A 19980-nucleotide genomic window follows, 5' to 3' on the forward strand; every position below is an offset into this window, starting at 1 on the left:
GTTGAGGACACGTTTTGCGTTTATTTCACTTCACGCAATAAACACGCTAATTAGAAATCGACACTCATGCCCAATTGGAAGGTGCGCCCCGGTGCAATGGACAACTGTTGATCGTAATAGTGTGCGTTATTGGGATCGGCATTGGTTGGTGCCTCAATGTTGCGGCTGTTCTGGTAATCCCAATATTTACGGTCAGTCAGGTTGTAGATACCGCCGTTGACACGCACGTTTTTGGTAATGCGGTAGTAGGCGGTCAAATCCACTAAACCATAGCCCGGCACGCGCATAAAGGTGTAATTGTCGGAGCCAAGCACATTACCGTTGCCTACGCGTTTACGGCCTGCGGCGTAATCAGCGGTTTTTCCTTTGGTAAAGGTGGTGATCAACGCAGAGCCATAGGTGTTGCTCGGATCGTCATAGGCCAGCCCAACCACGGCTTTTTGTGGCGTGACGGTATCAAGATTGACATAGCGGTCACCGGAGGCGCTGGATTTCGAGGCACCCTGGGTATAGCCGTAAGCCAGACGGGGCTGAACCCTTTGGCCTGTTCAAACCAGGTGCCCAGTTCGAAACGTGCACTCAGCTCGCCACCGTAGATATAGGCTTTATCGCGGTTTTCAGTGAGATAGAGGGTACTGATGGTGTTTGGCAGATTGACAAACAGGTCGGGATTTCCTGCACGGCGATAGTAGCCATTGGCGATAAAGTTTTTGTAATCGTTATAGAACGCAGCAGCGCTAAGCGTTACCCCGTCCACAATACGACCTTTCAGCCCCAGCTCATAGTTATCGCTGGTTTCGGTTTTCAGATTAGGATCGCCGATCGTGGCATAAGAGCTTGATGTGCCCATATAACCCAGGGACCAGGCACCATACAGTTGCCCTGCGTTCGGGAACTGCGCACCGCGCTTATACTGCACATAGGCCAGCAAATCCGGCTTCAGATTGTACTGGAAGGTCAGTGCTGGCAGAATTTGGCCGTCAGCGTTGGTGCCGTACATATTGGCAGTGTCATTGGCTGTCACGTTGCCATTAGTGTTGGTAAACAGGTTATCGGTATTTTCCGGCTTGGCGTGCTGCCAGGCGAAACGCACCGCAGGGATCACGGAGAAATCACGCCCCGCCACATCCCAGGTCATCTTATCCTGCACAAAAGCACCGGCATTGATGATTTTACTGTCTGCTTGAGGGCGGCCCAATTGAATAGGTAATCCATCAGCCGCTATGTTTTGTGCTGTCAGCGGTCTTTCGGATTCAGATTGGCGAATATTGACACCATAGCTAAACCGATGGTTACGCCACTCTTTGGTCGCTTTGCTTTCCAGCCCAAGGGTGTTGGTATCGTAGCCGCTCCACACCTGAGTTGGTGACGCCGCATTGCTGATGGTGTAGTCGTGGGCTTCGGTTTTGCTAAAGAACAGTTTGCTGTTCAGGCTGTCAAACAGCAGCCCGTCAGTCGGGGTATACAGATCGGCAACGCTTACGCCCCAGCGGCGCGTTTTGCTGTCCTGAAATGAGGTGCTGCCATCACGAGAAGAACTGCCAGAGGCGCTGACATTCCAGGTGGGGAAGTTGCTGTGGTTAAACTTCTCGTAATAGTCCACGGTACCGGTGAGCTGGTGCACGTCGGTTGCCTGCCAGATGCCGGAGGCCAATACTGCGTTGGAGTGCCAGTTGGCCGGATTGCTGTCGATGGTGGCATCACGGTGGTTTTCGGTTTCATTGCCGTCACGGCGGCTGTAGACCACTACGCCGCGCAGGGTGTCGTCACCGCCAGCGGCGGTAATCCCGTTGTGGAAACTGCGATCGGCGGAGTCATATCCAGCCTGATAGCCAAAATAGCTGTGTTTATCGCTACTGAGGAAGTTATCCGGCGATTTGGGCATAAATGAAACCGAGCCGCCCAGCGCGTTATTGCTGTTAGACACGTCGGTCGCACCGGAGGCGATGTCTACTGAGCCGTACAGGTAGGGATCGAGGTAATCACCGCGGCCGATGCCGGTGCTGCCTGCCTGAACGCGACCGCTTGGCGTGGAAGTCCCGCGATCGGTTCCTGCGGGAAGTTCAACGCCATCGATATCGATAGAGACGCGATTGTTTTCCAGTCCGCGAATGTTGTAACCGCTATAGCCACCGCGATCGTAGCTGCTTTTGCCTGCGGTAGCCCCGGCGCTGACGCCCGGTGCGCTCACCAGTGGCTGATAGCGCATGATATTGCCGAAGGTGTTACCGCCTTCTTTCAAGAGGTCGTTGGCCGTCAGGGTGGTTTTCGTGCCCGCTTCTCGCTCCACGCGGGGAGAAAGTACCGTCATGGTATCCTGGGACTCTTTCTGGGCAGTATCCGATTTGCCCTGCGCGCTTTGCGCCGCATTGGCACCAAATGCCAAGCCGGACAGGACGCCGGTCAGCAAAATGTTATTCATATTCTTATGATTTAACATGATAGAGCTCTTGGGTTCGCGATGGTTTGGGTTCGTAAAAATAGCGGTGCCGATATTGTCATCGGTGCGGTAGGATGCCGCGTATAGCTAAATGATAATCATTAGCATATAGCAAATATAATCATTATCACCGCGATTGCGGCATTAAGATTTCTTAATGCAGGAACTCAACGACGATTGATGAAGTGTTAAGGGAGGAAGACACCGGAGGTTTGTGACAGTGGCTGGCAAGATGCTGTACTATCTGCGCAGACATTACCGCGCGCGTTGCGGGAATTAAGCCTTTTTATACCCTAAATAATTCGAGTTGCAGGAAGGCGACAAGCGAATGAATCCCGATGAGCTTACTCAGGTAAGTGATGCGGGTGAGTGAACGCAGCCAACGCACCTGCAACTTGACGTATGACGGGTATAGATGACCTGTTATGGCATGATCATTGAGTCACCGCGTAAGGATTATCGATGAGTGAGATAACTCATGACGGCGCAGAACGTCTTGCGCTACATACGTTTACAGAAAATGCGTACCTGAACTACTCCATGTACGTCATCATGGACAGGGCGCTGCCTTTTATTGGTGACGGCCTTAAGCCGGTGCAACGCCGCATCGTGTATGCGATGTCGGAACTGGGGTTGAGCGCCAGCGCCAAGTTTAAGAAATCCGCCCGTACCGTGGGTGACGTGCTGGGGAAATACCATCCGCACGGTGACAGCGCCTGCTATGAAGCCATGGTGCTGATGGCGCAGCCTTTCTCTTACCGCTATCCGTTGGTGGACGGTCAAGGCAACTGGGGGGCACCGGACGATCCGAAATCCTTTGCGGCGATGCGTTACACCGAATCGCGCCTCTCCAAATACGCCGAAGTGCTGCTGGGCGAGTTGGGGCAAGGCACCGTTGAGTATCAGCCCAACTTTGACGGCACCTTGCAGGAACCGAAAATGTTGCCGGCGCGTCTGCCCAACATTTTACTCAATGGCACCACCGGCATTGCAGTCGGGATGGCGACGGATATCCCACCGCATAACGTGCGCGAAGTGGCGGCCGCCGCCGTTGAACTGCTGGAAAAACCGGAATCCTCGCTCGACGATCTGTTGCAGTTCGTCCAGGGGCCGGATTTCCCCACCGAAGCGGAAATCATCACGCCGCGTGATGAGCTGCGCCGTGTCTATGAGCAGGGGCGTGGTTCCGTGCGGATGCGTGCCCTGTGGAAGAAAGAAGACGGCGAAGTGGTGATCACCGCGCTGCCGCATCAGGTCTCGGGGGCGAAAGTGTTAGAGCAGATCGCCAGCCAAATGCGGGCGAAAAAGCTGCCGATGATCGACGATTTACGCGATGAATCGGATCATGAAAATCCGACGCGCCTGGTGCTGGTGCCGCGATCTAACCGGATCGATCTCGATCAGGTCATGAATCATCTGTTTGCCACCACCGATCTGGAAAAAAGCTACCGTATCAACATGAACATGATCGGTCTGGATAACCGTCCCGCCGTGAAAGGGCTGGTGGAGATCCTGAGCGAATGGCTGGTGTTCCGCCGTGATACGGTGCGCCGCCGCCTTAATTACCGCCTGGAAAAAGTGCTCAAGCGTTTGCACATTCTGGAAGGTTTGTTGATTGCGTTCCTGAACATTGATGACGTTATTCATATCATCCGCACCGAGGATGAGCCCAAAGCGGAGCTGATGCGCCGCTATGGCCTGAGTGATACCCAGGCTGAAGCCATTCTTGAATTAAAATTGCGGCATTTGGCGCGCCTGGAAGAGATGAAAATCCGTGGCGAGCAACATGATTTGGAAAAAGAGCGCGATCAGCTTCAGGCGCTGTTGGCATCAGAACGCAAGCTCAACAATCTGCTGAAAAAAGAGATTCAGTCGGATGCGGAGTTGTATGGCGATCATCGCCGTTCGCCGTTGCATGAGCGTGCGGAAGCCAAGGCCATGAGCGAGCACGATTTTGTGCCGTCTGAGCCCGTCACGATTGTGTTGTCAGAAATGGGCTGGGTGCGTAGCGCGAAAGGGCACGATATCGATCCTTCCGGGCTGAGCTTTAAAGCAGGCGATAGCTACCGAGCGGCCGCGCGCGGCAAGAGTAACCAGCCGGTGGTGTTTATCGACTCCACCGGGCGTAGCTATGCGCTCGATCCTATCACGCTGCCGTCGGCGCGCGGCCAGGGTGAACCGCTGACGGGCAAACTGACACCGCCACCGGGTGCCACCATTGAGCATGTGCTGATGGCGGCGGATGAACAGCGTCTGTTGATGGCGTCCGATGCCGGCTACGGGTTTGTTTGCACGTTCAACGATCTGGTGGCGCGCAACCGTGCCGGTAAAGCGATGATCACGCTGCCGGACAATGCCAAAGCGCTGGCACCGATCGTGATAGAGCGCGAAGACGATCTGCTGATGGCGGTCACTGCTGCGGGGCGCGTACTGGTGTTCCCGGTGTCCGATCTGCCTCAGTTGTCGAAAGGCAAAGGCAACAAGATCATCTCCATCTCTTCGGCGGACTTTACTGAAGGCAAGGATCGCCTGGCTCTCCTGCTGGTACTGTGGCCGCAGGCGACGGTGAAACTGTATTCCGGCAAGCGCAAAATTGTGGTGCGTGCGAGCGAGCATCACGGTGAACGGGGGCGCAAAGGCACCCTGCTACGCGGGCTGCAAAACATTGACCGCATTGAGGTTGATGCGCCGCCAGCGTCGAAGGATGACAGCGAGGAGTAATTCGTTGCCTGATATCACCGATGGCGGTATCAGGCATCCCCCCTTTGTTACCGTGCCGATGGCGCGGGCGCCACGGCAAAGGATTACCCGTGTGTTTTATGCCGAAGTCGCTATACTAGCGGCGGCGGTTGGCTTATGAGGTTGTTATGTTATTCATTATCCGTTTTGTGGTAGTGGTGATTTTTTCCATTCTGATTTGCCTGTTCGGTACGATTTACTGCCTGTTTAGCCCGAAGAATCCGCGCCACGTGGCGACCTTTGGCCATGCGTTTGGGCGGCTTTCGACCCTGTTTGGCCTAAAAGTAGAAGTCAGAGTGCCTGCGGATGCGGGAAACTATGGCAACTGCATTTACATTGCCAACCATCAGAACAACTACGATATGGTGACGGCGGCAAATGCGGTGCAGCCGGGTACGGTAACGGTCGGTAAAAAAAGTCTGGTGTGGATCCCTTTCTTTGGGCCGCTCTATTGGCTGGCAGGTAACTTGCTGATTGACAGAGAAAACCGCGCCAAGGCGCACGGCACCATTGCGCAAGTTGTTCATCACATTAAAGAGCGCAATATTTCTGTCTGGATGTTTCCAGAAGGCACGCGTAGCAGTGGTCGCGGATTGATGCCGTTCAAAACCGGCGCTTTCCATGCGGCGATCAGCGCAGGCGTGCCAATTGTGCCAATTTGTGTGACCGACACGCACAATAAAGTCAAACTGAACCGGTGGAATAACGGCCATGTGATCGTTGAAATGCTGCCACCGATTGATACTTCTGCATACGGTAAAGAGCAGGTGCGTGAGCTGGCCGCACACTGTCATGATGTGATGGCAGCGCGTTTGGTTGAACTGAATGCTGAAGTCGTTGATCGGGAGAAAGCAGCGAAGCGTTAACGTTTTTTTACGCCCTCTACATTGGTGGTGGATGTATACCCTAACTAATTCGCGTTGCAGGACAAAACGTTTACGTTTTGAACAGCGCTTGCGCTGGCCCTCTAGGGCGAAGCTCATTTATGCGTCTCGTAATGCGGCAAGTGAGGGAGTCCCGATGCGCTTACTCAGGTAAGTGATTCGGGTGAGCGAGCGTAGCCAACGCCCCTGTAATGCGAAGTATGACGGGCATATACGGTTAGCAAGATTACGGAGTTTTTATGTCACTTAGCCGCCGTCAGTTTATTCAGGCATCGGGGCTTATGGTGTGTGCGAGCGGGTTACCTGCGCCGGCGCAGGCAAAGGGCAAGCAAAATGCGCTACCCATCCCGCCGCTGTTGGAGTCTCGTCGCGGACAACCGCTTTTTTTGACCATGCAGCGTGCACACTGGGCGTTCTCCGGTGATCGTAAGACGTCGGTGTGGGGCGTTAACGGACGTTATCTCGGTCCTACGGTAAAAGTGTTCAGCGGCGATGATGTCAAACTGATCTATGGCAACCGTCTGAATGAGCCGGTCTCGATGACTGTCAGTGGCCTGCAGGTGCCAGGTCCGTTGATGGGCGGAGCCGGACGTATGATCTCTCCGGGGACTGACTGGGCCCCAGTGTTGCCCATTCGACAGGCGGCGGCTACCTGCTGGTATCACGCCAATACGCCGAACCGCATGGCGCCGCATGTGTATCAGGGGCTGGCTGGTCTTTGGCTGATAGAAGACAGCGCCAGCAAGAGTTTGCCTATTCCGAATCACTACGGTGTGGATGATTTTCCGCTGATTATTCAGGATAAGCGCCTGGATAACTTTGGCGTTCCGGTCTACAACCCGCCCAGTAGCGGAGGCTTTGTCGGCGATACGCTGTTGGTGAACGGTATACAAGAACCGTTTGTCGAAGTCTCACGCGGTTGGGTGCGCCTGCGCTTGCTGAATGCATCAAATGCGCGTCGTTATGTGATGCGTCTGAGCGACGGTCGCCCGATGTACCTTATCGCCAGCGATTTGGGTTTTTTACCGCTGCCGCTGGCGCTGAATCAGATTTCCCTGGCGCCGGGTGAACGCCGTGAAATTCTGATTGATATGTCTCAGGGCGGTGAAGTGACCTTGGCGGCGGGTGATGCGGCAACGCTGATGGAGCGACTGCGTGGCTTGTTTGAGCCCTCCAGCATCCTGGTGTCAACGCAGATACTGACGTTAAAACCCACCGGTTTGCTGCCACTGGTGACCAACAATCTTCCCGCCCGCTTGCTGACGGATATTGTGCTACCCGCCAATATCAGCCGGACGCGGGAGTTCCGTCTGGGCGATAGCCTGCCGGGGATTAACGGTGCGATGTGGGATATGACGCGCACGGATGTGCAAACGCAGGAAGGACGCTGTGAACGCTGGATCATTCACGCCGATTCACCGCAACCGTTCCACATTCAGGGGGCGATGTTTCTGGTGCGCAGCATCAACGGCGCGGCTCCTGCTGCCGATCAGAGTGGCTGGAAAGACACGGTGTGGGTGGATGGGGACGCCGAACTGTTGGTCTATTTCACCCAATCGTCATCGGCCTCATTCCCGTTCCTCTACTACAGCCACACGCTGGAGATGGCGGATCGTGGTTCCACCGGACAGTTGGTGGTGCAGTAAAACGGCACGATAAGGGGGCGTATGGCCCCCTTTGTTTTGTCTTGCCGTTTTGTATTACCGCCGTGTATTACAAATTGGCGTTTGGATTCTGTGGTGCCGCCGCGACGGGTTGCGATGCAGACACTTTCAGCGTTAGTTTAAACCACTCCACCACGCGATGAATCAGCGGCTCTTGATACCACGGTAAATCGCCGTGATTCGCCCCTTCCAGCAACACATACTCTGCCGGATTTCCGCCCTGTTTTAAGGCCTTAAACAACTGAGCACTTTGTACCGGAGAAACCAGCGTATCCGCGCTGCCGTGCATGATCAGGAATGGCGGTTTTTTACCGTTGATGTGCCCCATAGGGCTGGCATTAAGGGCTTTCTTCTCATCTTTGCCGATAGCTGCACCAGGGAAATCGCGGAAGGCCGCACCGTTAACCAACAGCGCTTCGGTTGACGCCGGTGAGCGGTGTACATCCTGAATATTCTCTGGGAAGCCAGCACCGATGTTGAGCAGATTGGAGAGCCCATAGAGGGTCACCACGGCCTGAACATCCGAGGATTGATTGAGATAATCCCCTTTATCGAAGTTTTTTTCACCGTTGGTGACACCCAGCATTTGTGCCAGATATCCACCCGCAGAATCACCCAATACGCCAATACGTTGCGGATCAATGCCATATTCTGCGGCGTGTTCGCGCAGGTAACGCACCGCGGCTTTACCGTCTTGTACTGGCGCAGGGAAGGTGTCTGGCACCGTGCGATATTCTGCGGCAGCGACCACAAAACCAGCCTGTGCCAGCGCCATGCGCATTTCGATAAATTTCTCATGATCGGCGGAGGTAAAACCGCCGCCAGGGAAATAGACAATAGCCGGTTTAGCGGCGGCAGTACGCGGGATAAGAAACGACATCCTCAACTGACGAACCGCACGTGGGCCTTTGATCTGGCTGTAGATCACATTGCTGATGGTATCAATTTGTCCGCGGGTAGCAGCAATCTGAGTGACCTCGGCACCGGGCGTGTAGCCGGGAAGTTGCTGTGGGGCAGCATTGGCGGACGCGGCGGCAATGCCTGCCACAATCGCGCCAATTAAGGCAATCTGTTTTATTTTCATGACGTTCCTTACGTGACTGCGGTATCGGTTACTTCAGATTTTCAGGAAAATTGGCCGGCAGTTCGCTGGCTGGGCAAGCGATCACGCTCTCGTTATCGGGGCCGCAATCACGCACAAACGTGATGGTGGAAAACTCGTCGATCACTTCCGTTGGGTAAGCCGGGCCCGCGGCGCGGTAGGCTTCCATGGTCGGGATATGATCGTTTTGGAAGCACACGGTTTTTTGTGGATCGTTGATAACCCAACGCGGGAAGAAGATGGTGCCGTGGAACAGGCGATCGCCCAGATTCACGATCAGGCTGACATCGGTGCCAGTGGGTTCCGTCCAAGAAATTTTATAAACGCTGTGGGCAACGCGAACGATGTGGGCAAACTGATCCTTGACCCAGCGGTTAGCGACGATGCCGCTGTGAATGCGGTAATCCAGCGTGTGGTCGTTCTTCACGTAAATCTCATAGTTCCAGCCATTATCGTAGGTATAAACCAGATGTTTGCCGACAAAATCGCTGAGGTCGTGCTTATCAAATGTACTCATGGTCCTGCTCCTTTTGTTCTTGATGTCAGGATCATATTGCGTCACTCTGTGAATTCATAACGCTTATTTTTCATCTAATTCATCCAAAATGTAGATTGATTATGCACAAGACAACGCTGGAACAATGGTTCTTGCTGGATAAGGTGATTGAGCTGGGCAGCTTTGCGCGTGCAGCGCAGGCAACGCACCGTAGCCAGTCTTCGGTGAGCTACAATCTGGCGCTGCTTCAGGAGCGCCTTGGTGTGGCATTGCTGGAAGCTAAAGGACGTAAAGCGGAGATAACCCCTGCCGGCGCGCTGCTGTTGGCGCAGGTCAGGCCGCTACTTAATGCATTTCATTATGTGGAAACGCAGGCGGCCACGCTGAAAAAGGGGGGGCGTACGCGTCTCGATCTGGTGGTCGATAACGTATTTCCCCGTGAAACGCTATTTGCCATCTTACGTGAGTTTCAGCAGTTGCATCCCGATACCCACCTCCATCTGACGGAGATACTGGAGAACCAATCCTGGGACGTGGATGCCGATGTGGCGGTACTGACGCGGCGTGAAGATATGATGGGGCGGGGCGAATGGCTGATGAACATCGATTTTGTTGCCGTGGCGCATTGCGATCATCCGTTGCATCAACTCCCTGCGCCGTTGCGTGAAGAAACGCTGTTGCGTTATCCGCTGGTGCGAATCGCTTCCCGGGAAAACAGCATGCCATTGGCGGTAACAGCAGCCACTGAATATTGGACGTTCTCCACCGTAGAATCAGCGATTGAAGCGGTGATGCATCAGGTCGGTTATGGCTGGTTGCCGGAAGAGTGGATTGCGGCACCGCTGGCGTCGGGCATGTTAAAAACACTGGCATTAGGGCACGGCACGCGCCGCGCCACGCCGCTGCACCTGATTGTCCGGCGGGCGCTGGCACCGTTGGATGAACAGGTAAAAACCTTGCTGACACTGTTTCGGCGTGCCAGCCGCGGTACGCCCCAAACGGGGTGTACCGAATAAGCCTGTCTATGGTTTAGCGCGTGGGAAAAGCGGGCAGCGGCGCGGCGTCGGGGAAATACTCGTCTAGCGTATTCCAGCCGGGAGGCTGTGACGATCCTTGAACGGCGACCATACAAGCGGCAACGCGATTGGCCAAATCGACCGCCTGCGTCAGCGGCCAGCCCGCAGCTAGGCCAGCCAGCAACCCGCTACAGTGCGCATCACCTGCGCCAATGCTGTCTACCACCGTGACCGGATACGGCGCTACGGATTGCGGTGCGGCGTCCGGTGGGCAAATCCATGCCCCTTCCTTGTCCAGTCGACAAATCAGCGTAAGCCCACTGCGTGCGGCGTACTGCTGCGCCAGTGCGATAATATCGCCTTCGCCCAGCAGGTGGCGCGCCTCGTCTCGGTTTAGCGTCAATAGCGTGCGACTGCCAAACAGCGCCGTGATAAAGCCGGGCGGAATGCCCGGTAGACGAGGGCCGAAATCGATCAGTTTTTGCTGAGGCTGCGCCAGTACCCAGGCGCGCAGTGCGGCACCGCCCGTACCAAACAACTCGTAGCCATTCACATAAATCAGCGTATCCGCAGCGGGTTGCAGACGTTGCAACATCGCTGCGGTGATATGGGCCTCACAGCCTGTGATGCTGATAAACGTGCGCTCGCCGCCCGGTTCCGCCAGCGCCAGACACCAGCCGTTGTCCATATCGGGGTGGCGCATCAGCACAGGCAGATGCAGCGCTTTCATGGCGCTTTCTACCGCGTTGCCCCAGGTACCGTTGCCCACCGGCATGCCGTTGAGCACTGGAGCACCAAGACGGGTGAGCGCACGCGCGACGTTAAAGGCACAGCCGCCGATTTGCAGCCCGTTGTCTTTGGCTTCCACGTCTTCGCCGCTGAGCGGCATGCGTGGAACGCCCAGCAGCATATCGCCACAAGCACCGCCGATCACCAGCACCTGTCGAAGCGTTTTTCCTTCATGCATTAGTGATTCTCCTTGGGCAGTAGCATGACATAGAGGCCATACGTCACGCCGCTGACGCCGAAGGAGAGGAACAGCCCAAGGCTGGAGTTTTCGAAAATACCGGTTGCCCACGGGCCATCAATAAAGCCGGTTTTGGTCACCATTAGCCCGGCAAAGGCACCCAACAGCCAGCACAGTAATGGTACCCAGCGCACGCCGTTATTCTTGCCGTTGACGGCAAACAGCGCGTCGTTATCGTAGCCGTCGCGTTGGCGCAGGTAGATATAGTCCAGAATAAACACCGCCGCCCACGGGCCGAGAAACAGGCCACAGAAGATCAGAAAGGCGATAAACGGCGAAAGGAAATCCTGCGATACAAACAGAACGTAGACCGCAACGCCCACCACCAGCACGGCATCCAGAGAAACGGCCACCGACTGGCGCAGTTTTACGCCGATAGCCAGCAGGTTGAGGCTGGCGGAATAGAGGCTAAGTACCGCAATAGTGACGATACCCGCGGTGGCCGTTAGCAGATAGGGCACTGACATCCACGTTGGCAATACGGTGCCGATCAGGGCGATGGGGTTAGCTGAACTGGTTAACTCTGGTAATTGGGCTGAAAGTAAAATGCCTGCCAGCATCAGCAGGACGAGCGGCAACGCGGAGCCACCGACCACGGCAAAAAAGACGCTGCTGCGCGTGGTGGTAGGGCTTTGATAGCGGCTGTAGTCCGCGCCGGCGATGGCCCAACCGACCCCGGTGCCAGCCGCAATCACGGACACGGCCGGGAGAAAACCAGTCAGCCAGTTGCCAGACGGCAGTGCCAGTACCACATCCCACGGGGTACTGAACAAGATATAGGCCACGACGATAAGCGTCATGGTGCCGAAGATTTTGGTGATCCAGCTTTGCATCAGGATCAGGGTATTTTGCCCAAGAATACTTACCACAATGGTCAGGCCGCCGAACAGAATCAGGCAGATAGCGGTCAGCGTAGTGCTGCTGGTAAAACCAATGGCTTCAAACAAGGCCACCAGCGTCAGTGTGCCAGTGGTGAGGTTAACGGCTTCCCAACCCATCAGGGTAAACCAGCCAAAAGCAGTAGGCGCGATATTGCCTTTCAGGCCAAACACCGCACGTGACAGGGTCAACGTGGCCGTGCGGCCCGTCTGCCCGGCAAACGAGGTGTATCCCACCAGTGCGAAGCTGGCAACGCCTACAATGGCGACGAGCAGCGACTGAATAAACGATAATCCGAATGAGACGATGATGGCACCATAAACGATGCCGAGAATACCAATATTCGCAGCGCACCAAATCCAGAACAGTTCTAAGGGTTTTCCTGTGCGTTCCGCAGCGGGAACAATATCAATTCCCGTATTTTCAACTTGCCAGGTCTTATTCTGCTGTGTTTCACCCATGACGGCGGCTCCTTGTTGGCCTTAATGAAGCGGGTGGCGGAAAGGGCAGGCATGCAGTGACTATTGCTAATGGCAGCCATGCCGAAGAGAGAGTCCGATGTTAAAACATAGCAGCGGAACGGCAGGACAGACAGTAATTTTATGCGTTTGTTGAATTGCGGTGTGAGGAGTGCGCGTGGCGCGGGTGAGTTATCACGGTGGATGGCGGTGTGGAAAAATAAAGGAGCAGCCAAAATAGAATGACTGCCCCTGTTCTCAGTTCATGCGTGGGTGAAACGAGTGATACCGAGTGACAAAATAAAACGACTGTTAAAGGTGTTGTTATGTGCCGAAGGTGCTGGCACCAAGTACTGTTTATTGCTGTGTGTTGTCTTTATGCCATTTCATGTTAATGGACTGTCTTTCTGGTTGTATTCTTCGCTACTGCACGACATTTTTACTGCGTATTTTTCCTGGTGTTGCTAAGAGTCCTTTCGTATGCCATTGAAACAACCGCTGGCATACCTGCTCAGTTCGCATTTTCTGCTCTGAGCACTGTTCTCATCGCACGATCTACTTAAATAACAAGAACATTATTGTGATCTGTGTCGTGAGACGCTGTTTTGTGGTCAACTAAATGACCCCCTGGTGTTGGCACGTCTGTATTTAATGTATACAATCCACAGTACAAAAGCAAGTCCAATTAAATGCCATTGAGATACCAATACCAGTCCTGAGTCTTGTTTCGTGGTAATGTGCTCTTGCCATGCTGACACCTGTCGGGGGGATGCTACCCGTGGCGCAAAAAAACACTAAAAGGCCGTACTATGCAGGAGCTATTTCGTTGGGTCAGGCAAACACTTGAGAAACCTTCTACAGCGCCGCGCTATATGCAATTGGCGATGGTTTTGGAGCAGGGTATCAACCAGAACAAAGCGCTGGCGGGGCAATTCTTTCCTGCTGAGCGCGTGATCGCGCAACAGTTGGATATTTCTCGCGTTACGGTCTCTCGTGCGTTGTCGTTGTTGGAAGAAAAAGGATTGATTGTGCGCCAGCAGGGTGTTGGGACGCGCATCAGTCAGCATCTAGACTATTCACTGGATGATGAAGAAGCCGGGTTCACCAAGCTGGTGTTGCAAGCCGGAGGTATTGCCGGTAATCGTTGGCTGGAGCGCACGACCACGCTGTTGCCGGATGAGGTCGCCAGCAGCGTTCCTGCCTTGAAAGGTGAGCGCGTGACCAAACTGCGGCGTGTACGATTGATCAACGGTGAACCCGTGTCGCTGGAAACCACATGGATCCCGTTGGCGTTGTTACCTGCCCCGGAGATTCTGGAGCACTCGCTCTATCAATACTGGGCGGAGCGCGGGATCCTTCCGGCAAAAAAGAAGGTGCGCATCAAGGCGATTGCCTGTCAGGCGGAAACAGCGCGTTTGTTAAATATTCAGCCAGGCATGCCGCTGCTGTTTTATCGCCAGCATACCTATAACGCGCAAAATGGCTTGCTCGAATATTGTGAAATTTACTGCCGCAGTGATATCTACGAAATACAGATATCGGACTGAATCCGGGTCTCAGCCAGCCTCATTGTCGTTGAGGCTGGCTGTCTCGTCAGATTATTGACAACCGCCGTGGGCACGGCAGCGTACCCACTCTGCTGAACCCACATCCGGACCTGTTGCCGGGTCGTCGAAATACATCCGATCGTAGCCTATGTGCGCGTTAACGCCTGCGGTAAGGCTCAAGATGCTCGCCAGGAGCAGATATTTGATTGCATTTTTCATCGGTAACATCTCCATCATTCATAGGGTTTGGGTATTACTCGAACGCCTGAACTGTGCCATGAAGGATGGAATGGGGTTTTTATCTGATCAATGGATGCGGGGCGCTCGTTTGGTGTCTGTTAATGTTGGAGGGAATTCTGATTGTTATTTGATAGCGATCGTTAGAACGCAGGTCAGAGCAGCGGAAAAAAGGATTTCCGCCACACGCAGTGGCGGAAGCTCGCTTAGTCTTTGGTCGGAAACGTGGTGCGTGGCACATCCGGATCGGGTCCCAGCCGTTTGCCCGCATCCAGCTTGGCGATCTCGCCCAGTTCGTCTTTGTCGAGACGGAAATCGAACACATCGAAATTTTCACGGATGCGCGTGGAGGTAACGGATTTGGGGATCACCACCAGACCGGAATCCAGATGCCAGCGGATCACGATTTGCGCAGGCGTTTTGCCGTATTTCAGCGCGAGCTGACGAATCAGCGGCTGATCGAATACCCCTTCTCCTCCTTGTGCCAGCGGACTCCATGACTCGGTTTGAATCTGGTGTGTGGCATTCCAGGCGTGTAATTGGCGCTGCTGGAACAGGGGGTGTAGCTCAACCTGATTGATGACCGGGAATACGCCGGTTTCTGCTTTCAGGCGTTGTAAATGGTGTGGATGAAAATTGCTCACGCCAATGCTTTTCACTAGCCCCTGCTCCTGTAAACGCAGCAGGCCGCGCCAGGCATCAACGTAAGTATCCTGATCCGGCACTGGCCAGTGGATCAGATAGAGATCGACAAAATCCAGCCGCAGCTTTTGCAGGCTCTCTTCCAGCGCTTTTTGTGGATCGGACTGATCGGTATTCCACAGTTTGGTGGTGATAAACAGCTGGTCGCGGGGCAGCGAGCTGGCCTGTAGCGCCTCTCCAACGCCTGCTTCGTTTTTGTAAATCGCGGCGGTATCAATAGCCCGGTAGCCAATGTTTAGCGCATCGCTCACTGCGGCCACGGTTTGGTCGTGTGTCGCCTGCCACACGCCCAGGCCGAGCTGCGGCATAATGTTGCCGTCGGCCAGTTTGATCATGGGTTGCGTTGTCATGTCATTCTCCTTCATTCGAGAATCCTCCCTGCCGAGGTCGGCAAGGGCTCGGTTGGATTTCAGCCACCGGATACGGTGATGAATGGTATCCCTTCAACCCTGTTCGTAATGGACAGGACATGTCGGTTAAGTCTAGCCGAAAATAGCAGCAAAGCGGCGAGGAGATATAACGGTACCTGCTTTTCTTGCGCGTAACATTAAGAAAATCAGAGGGTAGCGGGTACCGTTGATGAAGTGTCTGGAGAGGTACTGCGTCAGGCGGCGGAACGCCTTCTGTGCCACAACATCACCAGCATGCCAACTAATCCACTGATCAGTAGAACAATAGGGAGAATGATCAGAGCGGTCATCACCTGGTCTTCATAGCGTTTGACCAGCGGTACATGGCTAATGGCATAGCCCAGTGTGACAATACCAAACACCCACAGGAAGCCGCTTAGCCAGTTAAACAGCTGAAAACGCAGGCTGTTGAGGCCAGAAATGCCCGCCATGGTCGGCAACAGAGTGCGGATAAAGGCCAAAAAACGACCAATCAACAATGCCACCAGTCCATGACGGTGGAACATATGGTAGGCACGTTGGTGATAGTGTGCGGGCAGTTGCAGCAGCCACCCTTTCACGATGCGCGTATCGCCCAGCCAGCGACCTTGCAAGTAGCTGAGCCAGCAGCCGAGACTGGCTGCGACGGTAAGCAGGCACATGGTGGGCACGAAACTCATCACGCCTTTGGCGATCATGGCGCCGGTGAGCAGCAGCAGGCTGTCTCCCGGCAGAAACGAGGCTGGCAGCAAGCCATTTTCCAGAAACAATGTCGTGAAAAGAATACCGTAGATAACCCAGATAACATTGGGATCGGCCAACGCACTGAAATCTTGCTGCCACAGCGCCTGAATGATGTCGTGAACCACACTCATATTACTTCCTGCCAGGTGTAGGGGCCCAAAGCACAACCCTGCTCGCACAAATGTCGAACGGATCAATCTGTGTCGCTAAGCAATAGCGTAGGGCCAAGATCTTAGTGTCGCCAATACGAACGCCTTTCAGCGACAGACATAAGCTCTGTTATTCGTGTAAAGCGGTTTTTTTGTCTTGCTTATTCCGTTCATCATACACGCTTTACACACACCACCGCAGCCATATCAAGGGATATCGCCGTCACACTTTGTGAATTCTGTTGAATCCGGCTGTCAAATCATCGATCAGATCATCGCAGTCTTCAAGCCCGATATGTAACCGAATAAGTGTGCCGGTGAAGTCGACGCCACCCGCGGGACGAATCGACGCCAGATCCTCCGGCTGATTAGCCAGGATCAAGGATTCGAAACCACCCCAGGAATAGGCCATGCTGAAATGCGCAAAATTATCCAGATAGTCGGACAGCTGCTCCTTGCTTAGCTTCTGCTTTAACACAAACGAGAACAATCCGTTACATCCGGTGAAATCACGCACATAAAACGCATGCCCTTTACAGCTCGGCAGTGCCGGATGGTTGACCACCGCCACTTCTGGCCGTGCAGCGAGCCAGTGGGCGATGCGCAGGCTGCTCTCCTGATGCTGCTTGAGGCGAACCCCGAGGGTGCGCAGGCCGCGACTGGCGACGTAAGCAGTATCGGCATCGACCATTTGTCCCATCAGATAGGAGTGCTCACGCAACTGATCCCAGCAGCGTGCGTTGGCAACGGCGGTACCCAGCATGGCATCTGAGTGACCAACGATATATTTGGTGCCGGATTGCACGGAGATATCAATTCCAAACTCGAGTGCTTTAAACAGAATGCCCGCCGCCCAGGTATTATCCATGATGATAACGATGTCGGGGTTAACGCGACGCACTGCGCTGACGATGGCTGGCACATCGTGCACTTCCATGGTGATTGAACCTGGCGATTCGAGGAACACCACTTTGGTGTTTTCCTGAATCAGGTCAGCAATACCGGCACCGATCAGCGGATCAAAGTAGCGGGTGGTAACGTTGAATTTACTCAGCACATTATCGCAGAACGCTTGAGTCGGTTCGTAGACGGAACCGGTCACCAGTACATGATCGCCGCCTGAAACAAATGAGAGGATCGCATTGGCTATCGCTGCCGCGCCGCAGGGATACAGTGCACAGCCCGCGCCGCCTTCCAGCTCCGTCATCGCATCCTGAAAGGAGAAGTGTGTCAGGGTGCCGCGACGTCCGTAAAACAGGCCACTTTTGGCCCGGTTGAGGGTGGCCTGTTTCTTGTCGGCAACCGTCTCAAAAATCAGCGATGAAGCGCGTTGGATAACGCTGTTGACCGATCCCTGTGTGTATCTTTTGCTGCGTCCTGCTGAAACTAGCGCCGTTGCTGTTTTCTTGCTGCTCATGTCTGTTTCACCCAAGAGAATGGAAACGGCTACGTTAGCATGGTGCAAAGAAGAGAGGGATGACGTTTTTTCATCTAAAAGAAAAACGGTCAGAGTCACTGTTTTTGAAGAGGTAGAAATGATGTCATGCTGGAGAAAGTAGGGAAGTGCCAGCCCCTCTTACCAGAAGGGCTGGCGGCATTGAAACCGAGTTACCCGGTATGGACGCCGAAAAATTTGGGCAGCCACAGGGAAATGGCCGGTATGTAGGTGACCAGCATCAAGACGAAGAACAGGCCGCAGTAAAACGGCACCATCGCCTTCACCACCTGCTCTATCTTCTGTTTACTCACAGCGCTGGCAACAAACAGCACGGAACTCACCGGCGGTGTGATCAAACCAATCCCTAAGTTAACCAGCATGATCATGCCGAAATGCACCGGATCGACACCGAGTGAAATGGCGACAGGTAACAGTACCGGTGTCAGGATCAGGATCAGCGGGGCCATATCCATCAGCGTGCCGACCAGCAGCAGCATGATGTTGATCCACATCAGAATGACGTATTTGTTATCCGAGATAGAGGTGAAGAAGTCGGTAATGCGACTCGGTAACTGCATGTAGGTCATGATGGCGCCGAAGGCCGCAGCAAAACCGATCAGGATCATCACGATAGTGACGGTTTTCACGGTGCGGTACATCAGCTTCGGCAGCTCTGCCCAAGTATAATCTTTGTAGATAAACATGGTGACAAAGAATGACCATACGCAGGCAATCGCCGCGGATTCGGTGGCGGTAAAGATCCCTGAGAGGATCCCCCCCATGATGATGACCACGGTCATCAGCCCCCACAGCGTATCAACAAAGATTTTCAGCGCCTGCTTGAAAGGCACCCGCTCACCTTTGGGATAGCCGCGTTTATGGGCAAACCCGACGCACATCACCATAATGGTAAAGCTTAGCAGCAGCCCAGGCATGATACCCGCGATAAACAACGAGGCGATGGATACGGTGCCGCCGGTGGCCAGCGAGTAGATGACCGAGTTATGGCTAGGCGGCGTGAGGATAGCCTGTACCGAACCGCTGGCGGTCACGGCGGCGGCAAAATCACGCGGATACCCTTTTTTCTCCATTTCAGGAATCATTACTGAGCCGATGGAGGCGGTGTCTGCAACCGATGAGCCAGAAATGGCACCAAAGAAGGTGGAAGCGACAATGTTCACCAGCGACAGGCCGCCTCGAATAAAGCCAACAAAAATATAGGCGAAGTTCACCAATCGACGGGCGATACCGCCTTCCGCCATGATGGCCCCGGCCAGAATAAAGAACGGAATGGCTAACAGGGAGAATTTGTTCACCCCATTGGTTATCTGGATCATCACCGCTTCAAGCGGCAGGTCAATCCAGAATGCGCCGACAATGGCGCTCAGCCCGACGGCATAGGCGACGGGGACGCCAACGGCGAGCAGTACCGCCAGCGCGGCAACTAAAATAAATGCATCCATGGTAATGCCTCCGAATTAAGCGCTGCCCAGCATCACGACAGGACGTTTATCCTGCGGACCAAAGCATATTCTTTCGACAATAAACAGCAGCGTGATTAAAGAGCCGATCGGCAGCGGCAGATAGGTCTCGCCGGCTGTCAGTACCGGAAATTCAGCCACGGGCTGTTCCCACAGTTCGATGCAAAGTTGCGTGCTGTAATAGAGGATAAACCCGCTGATCAGTAGCATCAGCATATTGGTCAGAAAGCTGCATAGGCGCTTGCCGCTTTCAGGCAGACGATCGGTCACCATGCTCACGGCAATATGCGAACAGGCGCGGTAACTGACGGCGGCACCGACAAAGGTAAAGGTCACCATACAGATAATGGCAACCGGCTCCGGCCAGGAGAGCGCGGAGTTCAAGACATAGCGTGCGAAAATGCCAACGGGAATGATCAGCGTCATGACCAATAACGTTAGCCCGGAAACCCACATGGCAATAAGATAGAGAATATCCATTGCTGAAATATAAATACGGCCCATTGCTTCCACCTGTACGACCCTGCGCCATTATCCTGTGCCATTATTGGGATATCGTCCGTGCCTTTAGCCCATGACAAAATTCAG

General features: G+C 54.3%; 14 protein-coding genes and 1 pseudogene. 5 read left to right on the top strand and 10 right to left on the bottom strand.

What is annotated here, in order from left to right; translation table 11 throughout:
• Nucleotides 1-50: 50 nt before the first annotated feature.
• Nucleotides 51-2440 (bottom strand): annotated as a pseudogene (locus tag K6K13_RS01540) (TonB-dependent receptor domain-containing protein).
• A gap of 462 nt (nt 2441-2902) precedes the next feature.
• On the opposite strand from K6K13_RS01540, the gene parC reads away from it, so the two are divergent.
• The 3 genes from parC to ftsP all read left to right on the top strand — a co-directional run bounded on the left by parC (nt 2903) and on the right by ftsP (nt 7709).
• Entirely contained in the window at nt 2903-5161 is a 2259-nt protein-coding gene (gene parC / locus K6K13_RS01545; protein WP_222159249.1) for a DNA topoisomerase IV subunit A, read from the top strand.
• Between the two features lie 146 nt (nt 5162-5307).
• The gene (locus K6K13_RS01550; RefSeq protein WP_222159250.1) at nt 5308-6045 is read left to right on the top strand and encodes a 1-acylglycerol-3-phosphate O-acyltransferase; all 738 of its coding nucleotides are present in this window, start codon (nt 5308-5310) and stop codon (nt 6043-6045) included.
• Nucleotides 6046-6302: 257 nt separating this feature from the next.
• Nucleotides 6303-7709 (top strand): cell division protein FtsP, encoded by a 1407-nt coding sequence (gene ftsP, locus K6K13_RS01555; RefSeq protein WP_222159251.1) that lies wholly within the window; start codon nt 6303-6305, stop codon nt 7707-7709.
• A gap of 67 nt (nt 7710-7776) precedes the next feature.
• Here the strand turns inward: ftsP and K6K13_RS01560 are convergent, their stop codons facing one another.
• Nucleotides 7777-8811: an alpha/beta hydrolase gene (locus tag K6K13_RS01560; RefSeq protein ID WP_222159252.1), complete on the bottom strand. Its 1035-nt coding sequence runs from the start codon at nt 8809-8811 to the stop codon at nt 7777-7779.
• 28 nt (nt 8812-8839) lie between these two features.
• Nucleotides 8840-9346, bottom strand: coding sequence for a phenolic acid decarboxylase (locus K6K13_RS01565; RefSeq protein WP_222159253.1), 507 nt, complete (start codon nt 9344-9346; stop codon nt 8840-8842).
• Between the two features lie 101 nt (nt 9347-9447).
• Here K6K13_RS01565 and K6K13_RS01570 point away from each other — a divergent pair, with 101 nt between their 5' ends.
• Nucleotides 9448-10341, top strand: coding sequence for a LysR family transcriptional regulator (locus K6K13_RS01570; protein WP_222159254.1), 894 nt, complete (start codon nt 9448-9450; stop codon nt 10339-10341).
• A gap of 13 nt (nt 10342-10354) precedes the next feature.
• On the opposite strand, the gene K6K13_RS01575 is transcribed toward K6K13_RS01570, so the two are convergent.
• Both K6K13_RS01575 and K6K13_RS01580 read right to left on the bottom strand, forming a co-directional pair.
• A complete protein-coding gene (locus tag K6K13_RS01575) occupies nt 10355-11308 on the bottom strand; it encodes a PfkB family carbohydrate kinase (protein ID WP_222159255.1) in 954 nt (317 codons plus the stop codon).
• Nucleotides 11308-12708 carry a purine-cytosine permease family protein gene (locus K6K13_RS01580; RefSeq protein ID WP_222159256.1) on the bottom strand — a complete coding sequence of 467 codons (1401 nt, stop codon included), beginning with the start codon at nt 12706-12708 and terminating at the stop codon, nt 11308-11310. The genes K6K13_RS01575 and K6K13_RS01580 overlap by 1 nt, the downstream gene beginning before the upstream one ends.
• 806 nt (nt 12709-13514) lie before the next feature.
• Between K6K13_RS01580 and K6K13_RS01585 the strand changes: the two genes are divergently transcribed.
• On the top strand, nt 13515-14252 hold the full coding sequence (locus K6K13_RS01585) for a GntR family transcriptional regulator (RefSeq protein ID WP_222159257.1): 738 nt from the start codon (nt 13515-13517) through the stop codon (nt 14250-14252).
• Nucleotides 14253-14695: 443 nt separating this feature from the next.
• Here the strand turns inward: K6K13_RS01585 and dkgA are convergent, their stop codons facing one another.
• The 5 genes from dkgA to K6K13_RS01610 form a co-directional block, all read right to left on the bottom strand.
• Nucleotides 14696-15541 (bottom strand): 2,5-didehydrogluconate reductase DkgA, encoded by an 846-nt coding sequence (gene dkgA / locus K6K13_RS01590; protein WP_222159258.1) that lies wholly within the window; start codon nt 15539-15541, stop codon nt 14696-14698.
• Nucleotides 15542-15795: 254 nt separating this feature from the next.
• A complete protein-coding gene (locus K6K13_RS01595; protein WP_222159259.1) occupies nt 15796-16455 on the bottom strand; it encodes a DedA family protein in 660 nt (219 codons plus the stop codon).
• Nucleotides 16456-16696: 241 nt separating this feature from the next.
• Entirely contained in the window at nt 16697-17890 is a 1194-nt protein-coding gene (gene metC, locus K6K13_RS01600) for a cystathionine beta-lyase (RefSeq protein ID WP_222159260.1), read from the bottom strand.
• Nucleotides 17891-18081: 191 nt separating this feature from the next.
• Nucleotides 18082-19374 carry a TRAP transporter large permease gene (locus K6K13_RS01605; protein ID WP_222159261.1) on the bottom strand — a complete coding sequence of 431 codons (1293 nt, stop codon included), beginning with the start codon at nt 19372-19374 and terminating at the stop codon, nt 18082-18084.
• Nucleotides 19375-19389: 15 nt separating this feature from the next.
• Nucleotides 19390-19896 carry a TRAP transporter small permease gene (locus K6K13_RS01610; protein ID WP_222159262.1) on the bottom strand — a complete coding sequence of 169 codons (507 nt, stop codon included), beginning with the start codon at nt 19894-19896 and terminating at the stop codon, nt 19390-19392.
• Between the last annotated feature and the right edge of the window lie 84 nt (nt 19897-19980).

The sequence above is a fragment of the Symbiopectobacterium purcellii genome, assembly GCF_019797845.1.
Lineage (GTDB): Bacteria > Pseudomonadota > Gammaproteobacteria > Enterobacterales > Enterobacteriaceae > Symbiopectobacterium > Symbiopectobacterium purcellii.

What these genes read in the sequence shown, in the direction of transcription:
- K6K13_RS01560 (WP_222159252.1), bottom strand. Translation starts at nt 8,811, where the DNA reads ATGAAAATAAAACAGATTGCCTTAATTGGCGCGATTGTGGCAGGCATT.
- parC (WP_222159249.1), top strand. Translation starts at nt 2,903, where the DNA reads ATGAGTGAGATAACTCATGACGGCGCAGAACGTCTTGCGCTACATACG.
- K6K13_RS01580 (WP_222159256.1), bottom strand. Translation starts at nt 12,708, where the DNA reads ATGGGTGAAACACAGCAGAATAAGACCTGGCAAGTTGAAAATACGGGA.
- metC (WP_222159260.1), bottom strand. Translation starts at nt 17,890, where the DNA reads ATGAGCAGCAAGAAAACAGCAACGGCGCTAGTTTCAGCAGGACGCAGC.
- K6K13_RS01595 (WP_222159259.1), bottom strand. Translation starts at nt 16,455, where the DNA reads ATGAGTGTGGTTCACGACATCATTCAGGCGCTGTGGCAGCAAGATTTC.
- K6K13_RS01610 (WP_222159262.1), bottom strand. Translation starts at nt 19,896, where the DNA reads ATGGGCCGTATTTATATTTCAGCAATGGATATTCTCTATCTTATTGCC.
- K6K13_RS01550 (WP_222159250.1), top strand. Translation starts at nt 5,308, where the DNA reads ATGTTATTCATTATCCGTTTTGTGGTAGTGGTGATTTTTTCCATTCTG.
- K6K13_RS01605 (WP_222159261.1), bottom strand. Translation starts at nt 19,374, where the DNA reads ATGGATGCATTTATTTTAGTTGCCGCGCTGGCGGTACTGCTCGCCGTT.
- ftsP (WP_222159251.1), top strand. Translation starts at nt 6,303, where the DNA reads ATGTCACTTAGCCGCCGTCAGTTTATTCAGGCATCGGGGCTTATGGTG.
- K6K13_RS01570 (WP_222159254.1), top strand. Translation starts at nt 9,448, where the DNA reads ATGCACAAGACAACGCTGGAACAATGGTTCTTGCTGGATAAGGTGATT.
- K6K13_RS01575 (WP_222159255.1), bottom strand. Translation starts at nt 11,308, where the DNA reads ATGCATGAAGGAAAAACGCTTCGACAGGTGCTGGTGATCGGCGGTGCT.
- dkgA (WP_222159258.1), bottom strand. Translation starts at nt 15,541, where the DNA reads ATGACAACGCAACCCATGATCAAACTGGCCGACGGCAACATTATGCCG.
- K6K13_RS01565 (WP_222159253.1), bottom strand. Translation starts at nt 9,346, where the DNA reads ATGAGTACATTTGATAAGCACGACCTCAGCGATTTTGTCGGCAAACAT.
- K6K13_RS01585 (WP_222159257.1), top strand. Translation starts at nt 13,515, where the DNA reads ATGCAGGAGCTATTTCGTTGGGTCAGGCAAACACTTGAGAAACCTTCT.